The sequence below is a fragment of the Geobacillus thermodenitrificans subsp. thermodenitrificans DSM 465 genome (assembly GCF_000496575.1).
Taxonomy (GTDB): domain Bacteria; phylum Bacillota; class Bacilli; order Bacillales; family Anoxybacillaceae; genus Geobacillus; species Geobacillus thermodenitrificans.
Genome location: NZ_AYKT01000005.1, coordinates 202278 through 220873 on the forward strand (window position 1 = coordinate 202278; position 18596 = coordinate 220873).

Below are 18596 nucleotides of genomic sequence, written 5' to 3' on the forward strand. Positions count from 1 at the left end.
CCAAATGAGCTCACGGGAGACAGTGGGCTCATTTTGTGCTGATCTCCTCAAGCAACGCATCGCCGTTTTTGCTGACGCGCACATAAGCGAAACGGGCGTTTTCCTGCCATCGCACTCCTGTTTTTTCCGGCACGAAATACGACTCAATTCCGTATACGACTCGGGTATCATAGAAGGTGCCGCTGATCACAATGTCCCCTTGTTGTCGCGTAAATCCGGGCCGTTTTTCACCATTGACAGCATACACGCCGGCAAAGCGGTGCACCCCATCCGGCCCTTTTCGCAACAAAACTTGCACCTTACCACTTCCGGCCAATGACCGGATCGTGGAAATGTCATAACGCAACTGAATATAATCCCCTTGCAGCACCGAACGCGGATCCACCGGCTCAAGTTCCAACTTTACCACATCACCATACCGCAACAAGCGTTCCTTTTGCCATATCGTAACCCCTACAAAAACAAATTGGGCGGCGACAACAATCGCTACGAAAAGTGAAACGCGCCGACGCCAACGCGCTCCTTCGGATAACACGAGCTGATTTCGCTTTTCCAACCAGACCGCCCACACAAGCAGCACGATCCCAGCAGCTAGTAAACTGATCGATTTATGAAGCAAGTTCCATGCCAGTTCATAATATTTCAACACAAGATAAAGTGCTGTATACCCCCAAGCAACAGCTCGCTCCTGGCGTCGCTGTTGAAACAAGAAAAAGCCGAGCACAGCAACCATGGCGATATTAGAAACAATATATAGTCCATCGGCGGTAAACATGTCAACGCTTGTCGCGATCCCGAGCGCGCCTAGTGCCAACACGAGCGGGGTGAGAGCTATCTTCCCTCTCCACCGGTCGTATGCGTACAAACCGCCGTTCAACACGGCAAGCGCTAGCAGCACAAGCCGCCCATCTTCAATGGTCAATTCAAGTGCCACAAACAAATAGAGCGTCAACGCCACCGTCGTCAACCGGCGCACCCCGTGCTCGAAGGAACGGATCAGTCCGAACGCCAATACAGCAGCATAAAGAAACAACACGACCGTCGACACTTCCGGCGCCATCGCCAATCCAAGCCCGTAACCGACTGCAAGCAACGTATAGCGAACAACAGAATTCCACCGTCGGCCAAGCGAGGCAGGAAGAACAAATCCGAAGATCGAGACGAAAAAGAGCACATACGGCGACCATGATTCCGTCCAAAGGAGATACAAGCCGAGCAAACTTGCCGTCGCCAACGCCGAAGCCGCAAGCGTAATCACAGCCTGAAACGCCGTCAAAAACCATTTTCCAGCCCGCGTCCCCGACGAAAACAGTCCCGCCCGCTGCAGAAGCACGATTCCGCCATACAGAACAGCCGCTGCCACTGCAAGCCCAATGAGAAGCAGCCATGTTTCAAAATGATCCACGAGCAGACGAATGTATTGAATCAGCAAAAACAAGCCGGCAAACAAACTTGTCAGTAACGTGTACGACCGCTGTTTTGAGATCGCAAGAAAGTAATACAGCAATCCGGCTAACAGCGCTGCATATACGTATGGCCACCAGACATCGCGTCCGTACGAAAAACCAGTGATACCGATCATCAGCAGCCAGCCATGCATGGCCGCATAGGCGAGACGGGCTGCCCACAGCGAACGGCTCACGCCAAAGAGGGCTCCGTTGACAGCAGCAAACAACAATAGCCAGCCAAACGATGACCATTCCGTCCACTCGATATGGTAAGCAGAAGGGAAATAATAAAACCAGCAGGCGAGTTGTAGCAACACCACAGCGAGAACTGAAAGCGCTTGGTCTTTGGTCAGCCGCGCCAGCAAGGCGGTCGGCACAAGCCAAATGAGAAACAACCAATAACTATCAGCGTGGGAATTATAGATTTGCCCAAGCAATGCCAAGGCAATGCCAAACGACAGCGCCCCGCCAATCAACATCCAACGCCCTAAAAAATGATGAAATCTCATTAACACTGCACTAACGACATAAAATCCAGCCATGACGGCGATGCTGATTCCGGCTTTCTCCTCACGTCCCATCTCAGGCCAGTTGGCAGCAAAAAAATAAACTATGCTGGCAATGAAGCACAACAGCGCCAACGCATACCCTGCTTTCACAACGCGAACTGACATATTCCTCTCTCTCCTTGTGGCGTTTTGCTACTAACATATGCTTGAAAAACTGTCCAAAAGACCACCGGGACGTCCATTCGTTCTTCGTCACGGGACACTATCCTTCTAAAGTCTTGCCGGAAGAAAAAACATTGGTGAATCACCGATTCCTTTGCCGTATAAATCTTACATAATTGAAGATCATTTTTTAGAACCATCTTCATATTGGAGCGAGCATTCTAGCTCTTCCGTTTCTGCTCAATCCGTCTTGCCAATGTCCGGTAACAAGCGAGACAAAAAGCAAGATAAGCTCCTCCAAGCAAAAACCCGCCGAGCACATCGGACGGATAATGCGCTTGCAAGCTCAATCGGCTCAAACCAGTCAAGAGTGCCAGCAGCGCAAAAACACCGTAAATGGCTGCCCGTTCTTCGCGCTTTGTACGCGTTTGCGCCAAAAAATACGCCAAAAGCAGCAAATAAATCGTCCCGACCATTGCGTGTCCGCTCGGAAAACTGAACCCTTCAATTCCAGCATGCGGCGGACGCTCCCGTCCGGCAACGTGCTTGACCCACTCATTGATGCCATACCCTCCGCCAACAGCGACGAGAACTAGCACCATCCCATACACATCACGGCGGAAAAACCATAAACCGATGACGAGCATCACACTAATTATACCAATTGCCCCTTTACTTCCAAAAAAAGTAAAAGAATCGAGCCAGTGCCATGGGTCAAACACCCGCAGCCCACCTTCGTCCATTGCTTTTGTCAACCCGACCTCCATGCTGATCCAAACAAGCGAAAAAAGGACCGCACCGGCAGCCGATATCATCCATAATCGCCGATTCACTTCGGTTCACTCCTTGTTTGTTTTTCCTATAAATATTTTTCCGGAAAAACAAAAAATCCTCCTTAAAAAGCAGTACTTTTTAAGGAGGAAGCTATGGTCACGGCAATTTCGTCTCTCCCATCAAAAAGCGATCAACTTCACGAGCCGCCCCCCGGCCTTCGTGAATCGCCCAAACGATCAAGCTTTGGCCGCGGCGAGCATCGCCGGCCGCAAACACCCCTTCGATGTTTGTCGTATATTTTCCGTACGGGGCTTTTACCTTATTGTTGGCCGTTTCCACGCCAAACTGCTTCAACACCGGCTGTTCCGGACCTTCGAAACCGATAGCGATGAAAACAAGATCACACGGCCATACTTGTTCTGTCCCCGGAATTTCTTTAAAGATGGCTTTGCCGTTTTCGTCGATGATTTTTTCCATTTGAATTGTATGCAGTTCTTTTACCCGTCCATATTCATCGCCGACGATTTTTTTCGTCTGAATGCAATATTGCCGTGGATCCACACCGAACTTCGCTTTCGCTTCTTCATATGCGTAGTCAAGCGTAAAGACGAGCGGGTATTGCGGCCACGGGTTATGGTCTGCGCGTTTGTCTGGCAGGGCCGGATGTTTGCCAAACTGGACAACGCTTTTGCAGCCTTGGCGCAGCGCGGTCGCTACACAGTCAGCCCCCGTATCACCACCGCCAATCACGATAACATGTTTATCTTTCGCATCGATAAACTGACCATCGGCAAAGTTCGAATCCATTAAGCTTTTCGTCACACCGGTTAAATAATCCATAGCAAAATGAACGCCTTCCAGCTCCCGGCCTTCAATGACCAAGTCACGCTGCTTTTGTGCCCCGACACACAGCACAACCGCATCATATTCAGCGCGCAACTCATCGGCGGTGACATCTTTGCCAACCTCGGTGTTCACAACAAATGTAACACCTTCCTCTTCAAGCAAGCGCACCCGCCGCTCGACCACTTCTTTTTCCAATTTCATGTTCGGAATGCCATACATCAGCAAGCCGCCGACACGATCCGCCCGCTCGTACACCGTCACCGAGTGGCCGGCTTGGTTGAGCTGGTCGGCACAGGCGAGACCGGCCGGACCGGAGCCGACAATGGCTACCTTTTTTCCAGTGCGCGTTTTTGGGATGCGAGGTTTCACCCATCCTTCTGCAAACCCTTTATCAATAATGGCTCGTTCGATTCCTTTAATAGCGACCGCCGGATCGGAGATGGCAACCGTACACGATCCTTCACACGGTGCCGGACAGACGCGCCCCGTAAATTCTGGGAAGTTGTTCGTTTTCAAAAGCCGGTCAAGCGCTTCTTTCCAACGGCCGCGGTATACTAAATCGTTCCATTCCGGAATTAAGTTGTGCACTGGGCACCCGGAGGTGAGGCCGTTGAGCTCCAACCCCATATGACAAAACGGCGTACCGCAATCCATACAGCGAGCGCCTTGGCGCGCTAGTACATCCTCGGAAAACGGTTGTGCATACTCTTTCCAATCTTCAAGACGGGAAAGCGGATCGCGCTTTTTCTCTTCCTCACGAGCGTATTCCATAAACCCTGTTGTTTTTCCCACGATGGTTCCCCTCCTTCTCTCCGTATACGGCCTTTCTTCTCTCATGCGACCTTCCCCGCCTGTTTGGCCAGTCAAAAAGCGAGCCCCGCGCGGGCCGCGGGGCCAAGGCGGCGCCATGGCTGCTGCCGCCCAAAAGGATGGCCTTATTTTGCGGCCACTTGCAATACATGGGGGCTGGCGGCAGCCGCTTTTTTCTGTTTCGCCACCGTTTCAAACGCCGCCATGGCCGCTTCTTCATACGAAAGCCCAGACCGTTCAAGCATTTGAATTGTTTCAATCATCAGTTTGTAGTTGCGCGGGATCACTTTGACAAACCGCTTCACATAGGCGTTCCACTCGTCAAGTACCAACGCCGCCCGCGGGCTTCCTGTATAGCGGTAATGGTTTTCGATCATCCGGCTCACTTCCAAAATTTCTTGCTCGTCTTCGAGCCGTTCAAACGCCACGAGCTCTCGGTTGGCTGTTTGTTGCCAGCTGTCTTCATCAGCGAGGACGTAGGCGATCCCCCCTGACATACCGGCAGCGAAGTTTTTGCCGACCGAGCCGAGGATAACAACACGGCCGCCGGTCATATATTCACAACCATGGTCACCGACGCCTTCGACAACAGCATGGACGCCACTGTTGCGCACCGCAAACCGCTCGCCGGCGCGGCCGCGAATATACGCCTCGCCACCTGTTGCACCGTAGAAGGCGACGTTACCGATAATGACGTTATCTGCCGCCGCAAACGACGCCTCATGCGGCGGACGGACGATCACTTTTCCGCCGGAGAGCCCTTTGCCGACGTAGTCATTTGCGTCACCGACAAGCTCGAGCGTCATTCCTTTCGGCGCAAACGCCGCAAAGCTTTGTCCGGCTGATCCCGTGAAATGGAGGCGGATCGTATCTTCCGGCAACCCTTCTTCACCGTAGCGCTTCGAGATTTCGCCCCCCGTCATCGCCCCGACCGTGCGGTGGACGTTGTGGATCGCGAGCTTGAGTTCAACCGGCTCTTGTCGCTCGAGTGCTGGCTGTACTGCTGGCAAAATTTCTTTATAGTCAAGCGTCGTTTCCAAACGATGGTTTTGCCCCTTACCACAAGTGCGCGGACCGTCCACTTGGTACAGAAGGCGAGACAAATCGAGATGTTTCGCTTTCCAATGCGCTTTCGCCCGCTCGCTCACTTTCAGGACATCGACGCGGCCAACCATTTCGTCGATCGTACGGAAGCCAAGTTCAGCCATAATTTCACGCACTTCCTGGGCGACAAAGTACATGAAGTTGACAACATGGTCCGGATCACCCATAAACTTTTTGCGCAGCTCCGGATTTTGTGTCGCTACACCGACCGGACATGTATCTAAATGGCAGACACGCATCATGACACAGCCTAAAACAACGAGCGGTGCCGTCGCAAATCCGAACTCTTCGGCGCCAAACAGCGCAGCCATCACGACATCGCGTCCCGTCATGAGTTTTCCATCAGTTTCCAAGATGACACGATCACGCAAGCCGTTAAGCATCAACGTTTGATGCGTTTCCGCCAAGCCAAGCTCCCACGGCAAGCCGGCATGTTTAATGCTCGTTTTCGGGGAAGCGCCCGTGCCGCCGTCATAACCGCTGATGACGATAACATCAGCATTCCCTTTCGCTACGCCAGCGGCGATCGTGCCGACGCCTGCTTTGGCGACAAGCTTGACACTAATGCGCGCGTGTTTGTTTGCGTTTTTCAAGTCATAAATGAGCTGAGCCAAATCTTCGATCGAGTAAATGTCATGATGCGGCGGCGGAGAAATGAGCTCCACTCCCGGCGTCGAGCCGCGCACTTTGCCGACCCACGGGTACACTTTATTGGCCGGAAGCTGGCCGCCTTCACCCGGCTTTGCTCCTTGAGCCATTTTAATTTGCAATTCGTCAGCGTTGACTAAGTAATGGCTTTTCACGCCAAAACGCCCGGAAGCGACCTGTTTAATCGCGCTGCGGCGCCAGTCACCGTTTTCGTCTTTCACATAGCGGGCCGGGTCTTCGCCCCCCTCACCACTGTTGCTTTTTCCACCGATCCGGTTCATGGCGATGGCGAGCGCCTCGTGCGCTTCTTGGCTGATCGAGCCAAACGACATCGCCCCTGTTTTGAAGCGGCGGACGATCGACTCGACCGGCTCGACCTCGTCAATCGGCACCGGTTTCCGGTTCAGATCGAAGTCGAACAAGTTGCGCAAGAATGTCAGCTGTTCTTCATTGGCTAGTTTCGAATATTGTTTATAGAGATTGTAATCATTTTTCCGGCATGCCCATTGCAGCAAGTGAATCGTCTGCGGATTGAACGCATGGTGCTCGCCGTTGCGTCGCCATTGCAGCTCGCTGCCAGCCTCAAGCACGTTGTCTTCGTGCCGGGCGCCAAATGCCGCTTCATGGCGCAATTTTGCTTCCTTGGCGATTTCGTCAAGCCCGATGCCGCTAATTTGCGACGCCGTACCAGTGAAATATTGATCGATGACATCCGTGCCAATACCAACCGCTTCAAAAATTTGTGCGCCACGGTAGCTTTGCACGGTCGAAATTCCCATTTTCGACATCACCTTGACGACACCGTCGACTGCCGCTTTCATATATGTTTTTACCGCTTCACGATACGACAGGGCGATCGTGCCGTTTTCTGACGCCTGGCGGATCGTCTCAAGCGCCAAATACGGGTTGATGGCGTCAGCACCGTAACCGATGAGCGCCGCAAAATGGTGCACTTCGCGCGCTTCGCCGCTTTCGACAAGCAGGCTGACGTTCGTCCGCGTCCCTTTTCGAATCAGGTGCTGATGAAGCCCGCTCACCGCAAGCAACACCGGAATTGCCACATGCATTTCATCAACGCCGCGATCCGAGAGAACAAGAAGCGTCGCCCCGTTTTCAACCGCTTCATCCGCCTTGGCAAACAACTCGTCAAGCGCTTGTTTCAAGTCATCCGTAAACAGCGTTGGCAACACGGCACACGAAAATTCTGGATACGGATTCGCTTTTAACGCGGCTAATTGCTCATTCGTCAACAACGGCGTCTCAAGGCGAATGCGGCGCGCCGCTTTAGCATCCGGATGCAAAATGTTCCCCTCTTTGCCAAGCAGCGTCATTGTCGAGGTAACGACATACTCGCGAATCGCGTCAATCGGCGGGTTCGTTACTTGAGCAAACAGTTGCTTGAAGTAGTTAAACAAGCTTTGCGGCCGCTCCGACAGCACCGCCAGTGGCGCGTCCATCCCCATCGCACCTGTCGGGTCTTTGCCCTCCCTCGCCATCGGTAAAATCATTTTTTCTACATCTTCAAACGTGTAGCCGAATGCTTTTTGCAGCTTAATGAGCGATTTCGGCGCTTCAACCGTTTCCGGAACGTTGAAATCATCAAGCGTCACCATGTGCTCATCAATCCATTGACGATACGGTTGTTGGCTCGCCATTTCTTCCTTAATTTCCTGATCAGAAATGATCCGGCCTTGTTCCAGATCAACAAGCAACATTTTTCCAGGGCTCAGCCGCTCTTTATACAAAACGTTGTTCGGGTCAACCTCGATGACGCCGACTTCGGATGAGAAAATAATGTAGTCGTCTTTCGTCACATAGTAGCGCGCCGGGCGCAATCCGTTCCGGTCCAAAATGGCGCCGATCCGCTTGCCGTCAGTGAATGAAATCGCCGTCGGGCCGTCCCATGGCTCCATCAAACAGCTATGATACTCGTAAAACGCCTTTTTCATGTCATCCATTTGTTCATCCCAAAACCACGGTTCCGGAATGAGCATCATTGCCACATGAGCTGGATCGCGGCCTGCCAAGACAAAAAATTCAAACGCATTGTCCAAAATCGACGAGTCACTTCCGTTTGTATCCAAAATCGGTGTCACTTTTTCCAAATCGGCACCGAACGCTTCTGAAACAAACTGCTTTTCACGCGCTGCCATCCAGTTGACGTTGCCGCGAAGCGTATTAATCTCACCGTTATGGATCAAATAGCGGTTGGGATGAGCCCGCTCCCAGCTCGGAAACGTGTTCGTGCTAAAACGCGAGTGCACAAGCGCAAACGCCGAGCGGAACCGTTCATCTTGCAAATCCAAGTAAAATGCGTCGATTTGTTCCGGAGTCAAAAGCCCTTTATAAACGATCGTCCGGCTTGAGAAACTCGCTACGTAGCACTCATTGTTTTCGACGCACTTTTCAAATTGCTTGCGAATGACATACAATTTTCGTTCAAACGCCAACTCATCGGAAATGTCATCGCTAGCAGCGACAAACACTTGGCGAATGAACGGTTTGCTTTGCTGCGCCAGTTTACCAAGCTTGCTGTTGTCAACCGGCACCGTTCGCCAGCCGAGCAACTGCTGCCCTTCCTGAGCAATAATTTCATTGAATTTTGCTTCATAGTACGCTCGTTTTTCTTCATTTTCCGGCAAAAAGAGCATCCCGACCCCGTAGCGACCTTTTTCCGGTAAGTTCATTTCGCCGCACACGATTTGAAAGTACTCGTGCGGAATTTGCATCATAATGCCCGCGCCGTCGCCAGTTTCCGGATCGCTGCCTTGACCGCCCCGGTGTTCGAGCCGGCGAAGCATATGGAGCGCTTTTTCAATAATGTCATGTGACGGTTTTCCTTTTAAATGAGCATAAAACCCGATCCCGCATGCATCATGTTCAAATTCCGGTCGATACAATCCTTGTGCTTCTGGCAATCCGTAGTGCTTCATGCTGCCTTCCCCTCCCGTTCCGAATTGTCTGTAATATTTATTGTAGTTTTCAAAATTTATATAAACAATATATAATTTAGATGAAATCAATCTCATTTTTCGATAAAAAAGGGAGGGAGAAAATGGAATTAAGACAACTGCTATACTTCGTCGAAGTTGCCAAGCGCGAGCACGTATCCGAAGCGGCCGATGCCCTTCATGTCGCCCAATCGGCGATCAGCCGGCAAATCGCCAACCTTGAAACCGAACTCGGCGTCCAACTCTTTGAACGGGAAGGACGGAATGTCAAACTCACCCCCATTGGCCGCCATTTTTTGCCTCATGCGGAAGCGGTGCTGAAAGCGATCGACGATGCCAAGCAACAAATTGAGGAGTATTTGGATCCGGAACGCGGAACAATTAAAATCGGCTTCCCGACCAGTCTCGCCAGCCAGATGATGCCGATGGTCATTTCCGCCTTTAAAGCGGAGCACCCAAATGTCTCGTTCCATCTTCGCCAAGGAGCATACCGTTATTTGATTGAGGCGGTGAAAAAGCGAGAAATTGATTTGGCATTTCTCGGGCCGATTCCAGCGCGCGAAATCGGTATTAAAGGGGAAATTTTATTTTCCGAGCCGTTTTTCGTCCTTTTGCCAAACAGCCATCCGCTCGCCCGTCGCGACCGGATCGTGTTAAACGAACTCCGTAACGATCCGTTTGTGACATTTCCAAAAGGATATATTTTGCATCAAATTTTAATTGAGGCCTGTCACCAAGCGGGGTTTGTCCCAAATGTCTCATCGGAAGGCGAGGACCTCGACGCCATTAAAGGACTCGTCTCCGCCGGCATCGGCGTCACTCTCCTGCCAGAGAGCGCCTTATCGGAAAGCCTTCTCCGTTATGCCGCCAAAGTACCGCTGGAAATGCCGCAAGTGAAACGAAACGTCGGCATCATCATTTCCGACCATCATGAGCTTGCCCCGTCGGTGAAAGTATTCTACCAGTTTGTAAAAGACTTTTTCTCCGAGCTGGAGCGGTATCAGCTTGGGTAGAAAGCATGAAAGAAAAAAGAAGGGGAGACGATTCTTCCCCTTCCTCCTTATCTCGCGATTTTGGCCATCGCTTCACAAGCACGCATCATTTCTTCTTCATGGTTCGCCCTGCGCTGGCTTCAACGGCAGCGATATATACTCCTTTTCACAATAAAATGCTACTTAATAAAGGAGATATCGCTCACGTTTCTTGTGAAAGGCTTCCACATCCTTTTCCCAACGCTTTTTCATTTGTTCCATCGTCATTCCCTCTTCAATCGCCTTTCGAACCCATCCATTTCCGATCAGTTGATCAAAATAAGAGATTCCTTGACTATCTTCAGCGCGAAAAGCAAATTGATCTGGATACAAATCATGAATCGTCTTTACCATTGCTACTCCTGTTTCGACCGGTCGGAACACTTGGCGATCGGTGACATGAATTTGTACACCATGTACGAGTGTTCCGCTATATTTCGAGAACGTTGGCTGAAAACTTGCTGGACGGAAACGTACGCCCGGAAGGCGAAGAGCGTTTAATTTTTCAGCTAACTGCAACCCATCGATAAACGGAGCGCCAATCAGTTCAAATGGCTTTGTTGTCCCGCGGCCTTCCGATACATTTGTTCCTTCAAACAGTGCCGTTCCGGGGTATACCAAGGCAGTATCCAATGTTGGCATGTTCGGAGATGGTAACACCCATTGCCATCCCGTATCATCATAATACATTGAACGTTTCCAACCTTTCATTTTCACGACGGTGACATCCGCATCAATACCGAACTCTTTATTAATAAGCAACGCCAATTCACCGACAGTCATTCCATGTCGCAACGGGATGGGATACATTCCAACAAAAGAGGAATAGTCCGTTTCTAGAACAGGTCCTTCGACTTTCACGCCGCCCAACGGATTCGGGCGATCTAGCACAATAAATGGGATGTTGTTTTCCTTTGCTGCTTCCATTGCATACGCCATCGTATAAATATACGTGTAAAACCGAGCGCCGACATCTTGAATATCAAAAAGAAGGATATCTACTCCCTTTAACATTTCTGGTGTCGGTTTTTTCGTTGGCCCGTACAAACTATATACGGGAAGGCCAGTCTTTTCATCAATGTAAAAAGGAACGTATTCGCCAGCCTGGGCGCTGCCGCGCACTCCATGTTCCGGTCCATATAAAGCGACGAGTTCAACATCACGATCATTGTAAAGAAGGTCTACTGAGCTATTTAGATCCCGATCAACTCCCGTTGGGTTCGTAATGAGGCCGATCCGTTTCCCTTTTATTAACTTCTTCTGCTCTTTGAGTAATACCTCAATGCCCAACTCTAGCTGTGGATGCTCTTTTTTCTTCGGGGCTTTGGCCAAGGCATCGGTAAACATAAATAAACTTAGCAAGATCAAAGAAAACATCATCCACCATTTCTTTTTCATAACGTTCCTCCCGTTTTAGTAACTAAGGCCATGACCATATTCGTACAATATACCGCCATCATAACGTGGAATCGTTACCGGAAGCCGGCCGGTTGGCATGTTGATTCCAAAAATCACATCTACCACCGCCTGAAAACTTGCCGGTTGAAAACTATACTGGGCCAAATATGCCTCAACGTCCGGGTAGGACATCATATCATACGGGTTGCGAATCCCGATAGCAATAACAGGAGCATCCGTATTATCAATCATTTGTCGCACCATTTTCATTTGTGGATTGGACGGCAGCCGCTCTGAGGCGTTTGACGTATAAGTGCCGACAATAACGGCATCGGCTTTTTTTACGCTTTGTAACTGCTCCTCGTTTAACGGAGCTGCACCTTGAATCACAGTCACATTGGACACATATGCCCGCACCGCTTCAGCCAATGATTCAATCATCGTATTGCCGACAACGACGAGATGATCGATTTTGCTTGGCGATAGCGGCAATACTTGTTCATTTTTCACCAATGTGATCGATTTGGCTGCCGCTTCGCGCTCGATTTGTTTATGCTCCTCTGAACCGACAACACGCAACGCGCGATCGATCACTTCCTGTTCATTCGGCGGCGTCTCTTGCTTAAAAATACCCCGTTTCACTTTCAACGTCAAAATCCGTTTCACGGATTGATCGATCCTCTCTTGTGAGATCTCACCGTTTTCCACCGCCTTCTTCAAACCGGTAGCAACTTCTTCCAATCCGATCGGCATCAGCACAATATCCGCACCCGCTTGCACCGCTCTAACTGCTGCATCGACCGGTCCGAAATGATCGCTGATGGCTTTCATGTTCATAGCATCCGTAATAATCACGCCTTGAAATCCCATTTCTTGACGCATTAATTCCGTAAGCACTTTATGTGACAATGTGGCAGGAAGCGAAATTTCTGTCCCGTCTTTTTGGGAAATGACTTTCGTATCATCGATTTTCGGGAATGTGACATGGGCGGTCATCACCGCGTCAATCCCAGCTTCCATTGCCTTTTGAAACGGATACCATTCCACCGTTTCAAGACGGCTTCGGTCGTGTGGCACCTCGGGAAGTCCGAGATGAGAGTCGACCGCAGTATCCCCATGACCTGGAAAATGCTTGGCGGTAGCGGCAACACCGCTATCTTGCAGCCCTTTCATATATGCTGTCCCTAGTTGGGCGACCAATTCTGGATTTTCACCGAATGAACGAACCCCGATAACCGGATTATCCGGATTGTTGTTTACGTCCAAAACAGGTGCTAAATTCATATTTATGCCTAACGCGTATAACTCTTCGCCAATCGCATGTCCTACTTTGTAAGCGAGCGACTCCGAACGCGTAGCTCCGAGCGCCATATTCCCTGGCATATTCGTCCCTGACTGCAACCTCGTCACAATGCCGCCTTCCTGATCGATGGAGATCAGCAAACCGAACTTTTCCGCTGCTTGTTGATAATCCATCACAAGCCGTGCTGTCTGCTCGGTCGTTACAACGTTTTCTCGGAATAAAATAATGCCGCCAATATGATATTTTTGTATGAGCTCTTTGATTTCCGGACGCATCGCCGTGACAGGTGCTCCGTTAAAATATCGGAAATCCGGCATTAGCATCTGGCCGATTTTTTCTTCTAGTGTCAACCCTTTAACCGCTCGCGAAATCACGTCATAACGGCTTCCTTTTTCCTTAGAAACAGACACTTTGATGTCTGATTTTCCCCCTTTTTTTGCTGCAGAAACGGGTTTTACAGTAAATCCGATTCGATCTTTGCGAACGCCATCGGTAACGGTGATGAACGTTTTTCCACTTTTCCCGCTGAAAACTACGGTACCGTTGCGGCTGACAGAAGCGACTTGTCGATTGGATGATTTCCATTGAACCCCTGTTGTCACTTCAGAAAAATTTCCTTTTGGATAAACTTTCAATGCCCGCAATGCGACAGTATTCCCGTCGATGGTTACGTCAACCTCAGGGATATTCTGGTAGATAATCAAATCGACTCCCACTTTCTCTTTGGCTCCAACCTGTGGCGAGGCCCACGAAATGAAAAAGGTGATCACAGTCATGAAAACAGCTGTTTTCCAATAAAATGACATCCCCGTTCCCCCTTATATGGTTTGTTTAAAACGTGCGCCGTTCCCAATCATGGCTTTCCCATAATGTCTCTAACTCTTTCCCATCATCGTCGACAAGGCGAATATTTGTGACATACCAGCCACGCCCGTTAACGGACGAATCGGTACAGTAGCGAAACCGAATGGCAACCGTATGAGCCGGAATAGGCACCGTTTTCGTTGTCCAGTCACTGCTGCCTGTCAGCTGTTCCCCAACTTGCCTCCAATGTTCTCCATCTTGTGATACTTCGACAACACCGAAATCAACATCCGGCTCCATTCGGTACCATGTATCAAACGTTAATGTGAGCTGTTTACGGGCCACTACCTTTGTCGACAGTATCGCATTCAAATGATCTCCATATCCCGCAAACCAAGCTGCTTTTTTCCCGGGAATGGCCACGGGAATGGCGTCTGCCGTTAGACGGGAAACTTGCCTGCGCAACGGATTGATGGATGGCGTATTGCGTGTAGGGTGAACGCGATTAGTTAATAAAATAGCGATCACATTATTGTTCGGGTTTACAACGATGGATGTTCCCGTATACCCTGTATGGCCAAACGATGTATGTTCAGACAATGCATCCATATACCATCCTTGTGCGAGTTCCCACCCGAGCCCATGATCGTATCCAGGAAACTGCGGAATTTGATTTTCCATGAGCAGCTGAACCGTTTCCGGCTGTAAAATCCGCTTGCCGCCATATGTTCCATTTTGCAAAAACATGGAAGCAAAAATAGCCAAATCCCTAGCAGTTGAAAACAATCCCGCATGTCCGGCCACCCCATCTAGCGCCCATGCGTTTTCATCATGCACTTCCCCCCAAACCATTCCTCTTCCCGTCCATGGCTGATATTCCGTAGCAGCGATTCTCCTCTTTTTTAGCAACGGGGGATTATACATCGTATTGTTCATGCCTAACGGCTTCGTAATATACCGATACACAAACTGATCAAGACGTACGCCCGATAAACGTTCGACCAATGCACCTAAAGTAATCATGTTCAAATCACTGTATACATACGTTGTTCCCGGGGGATGCTCAAGCGGCTGGGCAAATACAATTTGCAAACGATCGTCGCGATTCGTTCCCATTGTATACAGGGGGATCCACGCCGCCAGCCCAGACGTATGGGTCATCAGTTGACGGATCGTTACATTTTCTTTTCCGTTTTGGGCAAATTCCGGTATGTACTTCGCAACAGGATCGTCTAGCGAAAATTTTCCTTGTTCGTATAGCTTCATCGCCGCTGTTGTTGTGAACAGTTTGCTGATGGATGCCAAATCAAACATTGTGTCCATTCGCATCGGAATCGGCTGTTTAGATTGTGTAAACGTATCGTCCTCATACTGTTTGGCATATCCATACGCTTTCTGTTTCACAATCATTCCGCGCCGCACAATGTAAACGACCGCCCCCGAAATGACGTTGTCGCGCATGGCTTGCGTTATGACTTCATCAATTTTTCGTAAAGGAGCTTCTCTCATGCCAGCAGCTTGAGGTGTTCCAGGATGAATAACCGCGGAAATCGATCCTTTCTGATCCCAAGAAAAAGAGGCTTTCCTGTGAGACTGACTCGTTTTATACGCTTTTATTTCGGCTGACTCGATTGTAGGGGTTGGATCATGGTGGGATGTGGCGGCGACCGGTGAACAAAAAAGAACGGAGCCGAACAAAATCGACGACAAGATCATAAAAACAGGCCGCTTATCCATAAAATAGCCCCCTTTATCCGATTAAGATCTCCCGCAAAACAATGATAGCGCTTTCTATCGTTATCATACAAGTTTTTTGGTATAGTTGTATATACCACTTTATTACCAATTACCTCCATATTTCGCTTCTTCAAATAGCTCTTTTTCATCTATTGAAATGCTTCCCTGTATAGGTATGATGGCACATATCTTTGTCACCACATCCGATAAAACACTTAGAAGAACGTGGAAGGATTTTGTCGTGAAGTAACTATGGTGATTCTTGATCACTCAAGACCAAATGATAAATATCATGCCTTTATATTAATGAAGAAACTCCCCTGCCTCTATTCGGCAGGGGATCTCGTTCGTCTCTTCTCCGTTAGACCAACCGTACAACTGTCCGGCCGCGTAGTTCGCCGCGCAAAATACGCGCAAGCGCCCCCGGCAGTTCATGAAGCGAAATTTCATGGACAATTTGCTCCAAATCCGGCTTTAAATCGCTAGCCAATTGCTCCCAAATGCGAAGGCGCAAGTCCATCGGGCAATAGACGGAATCGATGCCAAGCAGGCTGACACCGCGCAAAATAAACGGGTGGACGGTTGTCGGCACCTCGACGCCTCCTGTTAATCCACTCACTGCCACCGCTCCGCCGTAGCGGATACGGCTCAACACGGTTGCTAGCGTCCGTCCGCCAACCGGATCGACCGCCGCCGCCCAACGCTGCTTATCAAGCGGGCGGATGCGCTCGGCCGTGACATCCTCGCGCGTCAACACTTCTTTTGCTCCTAAAGCACGCAAATAGTCGTGCTCTGTCGCTTTGCCTGTACTCGCTGCCACCGTGTAGCCGCGCTTGGCAAGCATCGACACTGCTAGACTGCCAACACCACCCGTTGCCCCCGTGACGAGCACAGGTCCGCGTTCCGGAACAAGTCCGAGCTCCTCAAGACGGTGAATGGACAACGCCGCTGTAAAGCCAGCCGTACCGATCGCCATCGCTTCTCGTAACGTCAACCCTTTCGGCAATGGGACGAGCCAATCGCCATGTAAACGCGCATACTCACTGTACCCCCCAAAGTGAGTAACACCGATTTCATAGCCGGTCGCAATCACCTCATCCCCTTCGCGAAATCGCGCGTCGTTTGAGGAGACAACAATCCCAGCCAAATCAATCCCTGGCACAAACGGATACGTTTTCACAATTTTACCATCCGGAATCGATGCCAATCCGTCTTTGTAGTTGACACTTGAATAGTGGACGCGGACGACGACATCTCCTTCTGGCAAATCATCCATCGAGAGCGTTTCAACTCCGGCTGTAAACTCCGCTTCGGTTTTGTTGACGACAAACGCTTGGAATGTCGGCACGGTTCCCCCTCCTTCTTCATTTTGTTTATTCCGCTAGTCTATGTTCGACATACTAGCAGACGATTCCTTTTCCCAAAACGTCGGTGCTATCATCATCCCACTCTTCGCTGTTGGGCGGCAGTCATCCTTTATGTTCCTTCCTTCGCTTCCCCTCTTCACTGCCATATTTTCCCATACAGCAGCTAAAACTCTATAAAAATGCCAGCCAAGGCAACCACCCGGCTGGCATTCCTTTTCTATTTGATTTGTGCTAATGCCTCCGTCAAGACACGGACAAGGAATGAAAGCTCATCATCACTGATGCACAGCGGCGGCGATAAGGTAAGCACGTTGTTGTACCCGGCGACCGTCGCTCCGTTTTTGCCGATAATGACACCATGCTCTTTGCAGCGGCTGATTACTTGATTGACGAGCGATACATCCAGCGGCTCTTTCGTCGTTTGGTCAGCAACAAGCTCAATGCCGACAAGCAGCCCTCTTCCGCGCACATCGCCAACATACGGATGGTCAGCCAGTTTCGTTTTCAGTGCTGAAAGCAGCCATTCGCCCGCCTCACGTGAACGGTCAAACAGATGCTCTGTCTCCATGATTTCAATATTTTTCAGCGCCAGAGCGCACGAAGCCGGATGGCCGCCAAACGTATTAACATGACGGAAATAGTCGTATTCATCCGTTCCTTTAAACGCCTCGTAAATTTCCTTTCGCACCGCCGTTGCTGCCAGCGGCAAGTAGGCGCTTGTAATGCCTTTCGCCATCGTAATGATATCCGGCTTAATCCCCTCATGCATGAACCCAAACGGCTTCCCTGTTCGGCCGAAACCGCAGATGACTTCATCGACAATGAGTAGTGCTCCGTGTTTTTCACATACTTCCTTGACCGCCTTCATGTATCCATCTGGCGGCATGAGCACTCCGCCGCCCGTGATGATCGGCTCCATGATCATGGCGGCGATCGTCTCACTCAGTTCCCACGTCATCACATCGTCAACAGCTTTCACGGCTCGCAGCTGGCGCGGATCGTCCGCTGCATCAGGATCGCGGTATCGATCAGGCGGCGGCACATGGATGAAGCCCGGAGCGAGCGGCTCATATTTGTATTTTCGTTGTGCCTGTCCGGTCGCCGCGAGCGCTCCCATCGAATTGCCGTGATATGCCCGGTAGCGGGAGATGATTTTGTATCGGTGGGGTTCGCCACGTTGCTGATGATATTGACGGGCAATTTTAAACGCTGTTTCATTCGCCTCCGACCCGCTGTTGGAAAAGAAGATGACATACTCATCGCCTAACAGCTCATTGAGTTTTTCCCCAAGCTGAATGGCAGGCAAGTGACTTTGCGTCAGCGGGAAATATGGCAGCGTTTTCAGTTGCTCGTACGCCGCTTCAGCGAGCTCCTCGCGCCCGTAGCCGACATTGACGCACCAAAGCCCGGCCATGGCGTCCAAATATTTGTTTCCAGCGACATCGGTCACCCAGCATCCTTTGGCTTCGGTCACAACAACCGTCGCGTTTGGATTGTACGGCTTCATCGAATGCCAAATGTATCGATCGTCTTTGTCGAGCCATAATTGATGGCTTTGTTCAGTTTTCATCACCGCTTGGCTCCTCTCTATTTAGAATCGCCTCATGCTATAGTCATTATCGCGCAACTTCCTACGCCGTTCATTAGACACAATGTAAAAACAGTCATTGAATCTGTTCCACAGTTTGGCTACCTTGTTCTATC

General features: G+C 50.3%; 10 protein-coding genes. 1 reads left to right on the forward strand and 9 read right to left on the reverse strand.

Going from position 1 to position 18596, the window contains the following annotated elements; translation table 11 throughout:
* Window positions 1-28 precede the first annotated feature (28 nt).
* The 4 genes from DSM465_RS0106270 to gltB all read right to left on the reverse strand — a co-directional run bounded on the left by DSM465_RS0106270 (window position 29) and on the right by gltB (window position 9234).
* Window positions 29-2122 carry a GDYXXLXY domain-containing protein gene (locus tag DSM465_RS0106270; protein ID WP_029760919.1) on the reverse strand — a complete coding sequence of 698 codons (2094 nt, stop codon included), beginning with the start codon at window positions 2120-2122 and terminating at the stop codon, window positions 29-31.
* A gap of 218 nt (window positions 2123-2340) precedes the next feature.
* Complete coding sequence (locus DSM465_RS0106275; RefSeq protein ID WP_035498255.1) at window positions 2341-2934, reverse strand: phosphatase PAP2 family protein; 594 nt, start codon at window positions 2932-2934, stop codon at window positions 2341-2343.
* 115 nt (window positions 2935-3049) lie between these two features.
* Window positions 3050-4531 carry a glutamate synthase subunit beta gene (locus DSM465_RS0106280; RefSeq protein WP_029760920.1) on the reverse strand — a complete coding sequence of 494 codons (1482 nt, stop codon included), beginning with the start codon at window positions 4529-4531 and terminating at the stop codon, window positions 3050-3052.
* Window positions 4532-4674: 143 nt separating this feature from the next.
* Complete coding sequence (gene gltB / locus DSM465_RS0106285; RefSeq protein WP_008879430.1) at window positions 4675-9234, reverse strand: glutamate synthase large subunit; 4560 nt, start codon at window positions 9232-9234, stop codon at window positions 4675-4677.
* 122 nt (window positions 9235-9356) lie between these two features.
* Between gltB and DSM465_RS0106290 the strand changes: the two genes are divergently transcribed.
* The gene (locus DSM465_RS0106290) at window positions 9357-10265 is read left to right on the forward strand and encodes a LysR family transcriptional regulator (RefSeq protein WP_008879431.1); all 909 of its coding nucleotides are present in this window, start codon (window positions 9357-9359) and stop codon (window positions 10263-10265) included.
* Between the two features lie 162 nt (window positions 10266-10427).
* On the opposite strand, the gene DSM465_RS0106295 is transcribed toward DSM465_RS0106290, so the two are convergent.
* The 5 genes from DSM465_RS0106295 to DSM465_RS0106315 all read right to left on the reverse strand — a co-directional run bounded on the left by DSM465_RS0106295 (window position 10428) and on the right by DSM465_RS0106315 (window position 18462).
* Entirely contained in the window at window positions 10428-11681 is a 1254-nt protein-coding gene (locus DSM465_RS0106295) for an exo-beta-N-acetylmuramidase NamZ family protein (RefSeq protein WP_029760921.1), read from the reverse strand.
* Between the two features lie 15 nt (window positions 11682-11696).
* Complete coding sequence (nagZ, locus tag DSM465_RS0106300; RefSeq protein WP_029760922.1) at window positions 11697-13790, reverse strand: beta-N-acetylhexosaminidase; 2094 nt, start codon at window positions 13788-13790, stop codon at window positions 11697-11699.
* Between the two features lie 25 nt (window positions 13791-13815).
* Window positions 13816-15525 carry a serine hydrolase domain-containing protein gene (locus DSM465_RS0106305; RefSeq protein WP_029760924.1) on the reverse strand — a complete coding sequence of 570 codons (1710 nt, stop codon included), beginning with the start codon at window positions 15523-15525 and terminating at the stop codon, window positions 13816-13818.
* Window positions 15526-15886: 361 nt separating this feature from the next.
* Window positions 15887-16873, reverse strand: a complete 987-nt coding sequence (locus DSM465_RS0106310; RefSeq protein ID WP_008879435.1) for an NADPH:quinone oxidoreductase family protein — start codon at window positions 16871-16873, stop codon at window positions 15887-15889.
* Window positions 16874-17109: 236 nt separating this feature from the next.
* Window positions 17110-18462, reverse strand: coding sequence for a taurine-pyruvate aminotransferase (locus DSM465_RS0106315; RefSeq protein ID WP_008879436.1), 1353 nt, complete (start codon window positions 18460-18462; stop codon window positions 17110-17112).
* Window positions 18463-18596: the final 134 nt, after the last annotated feature.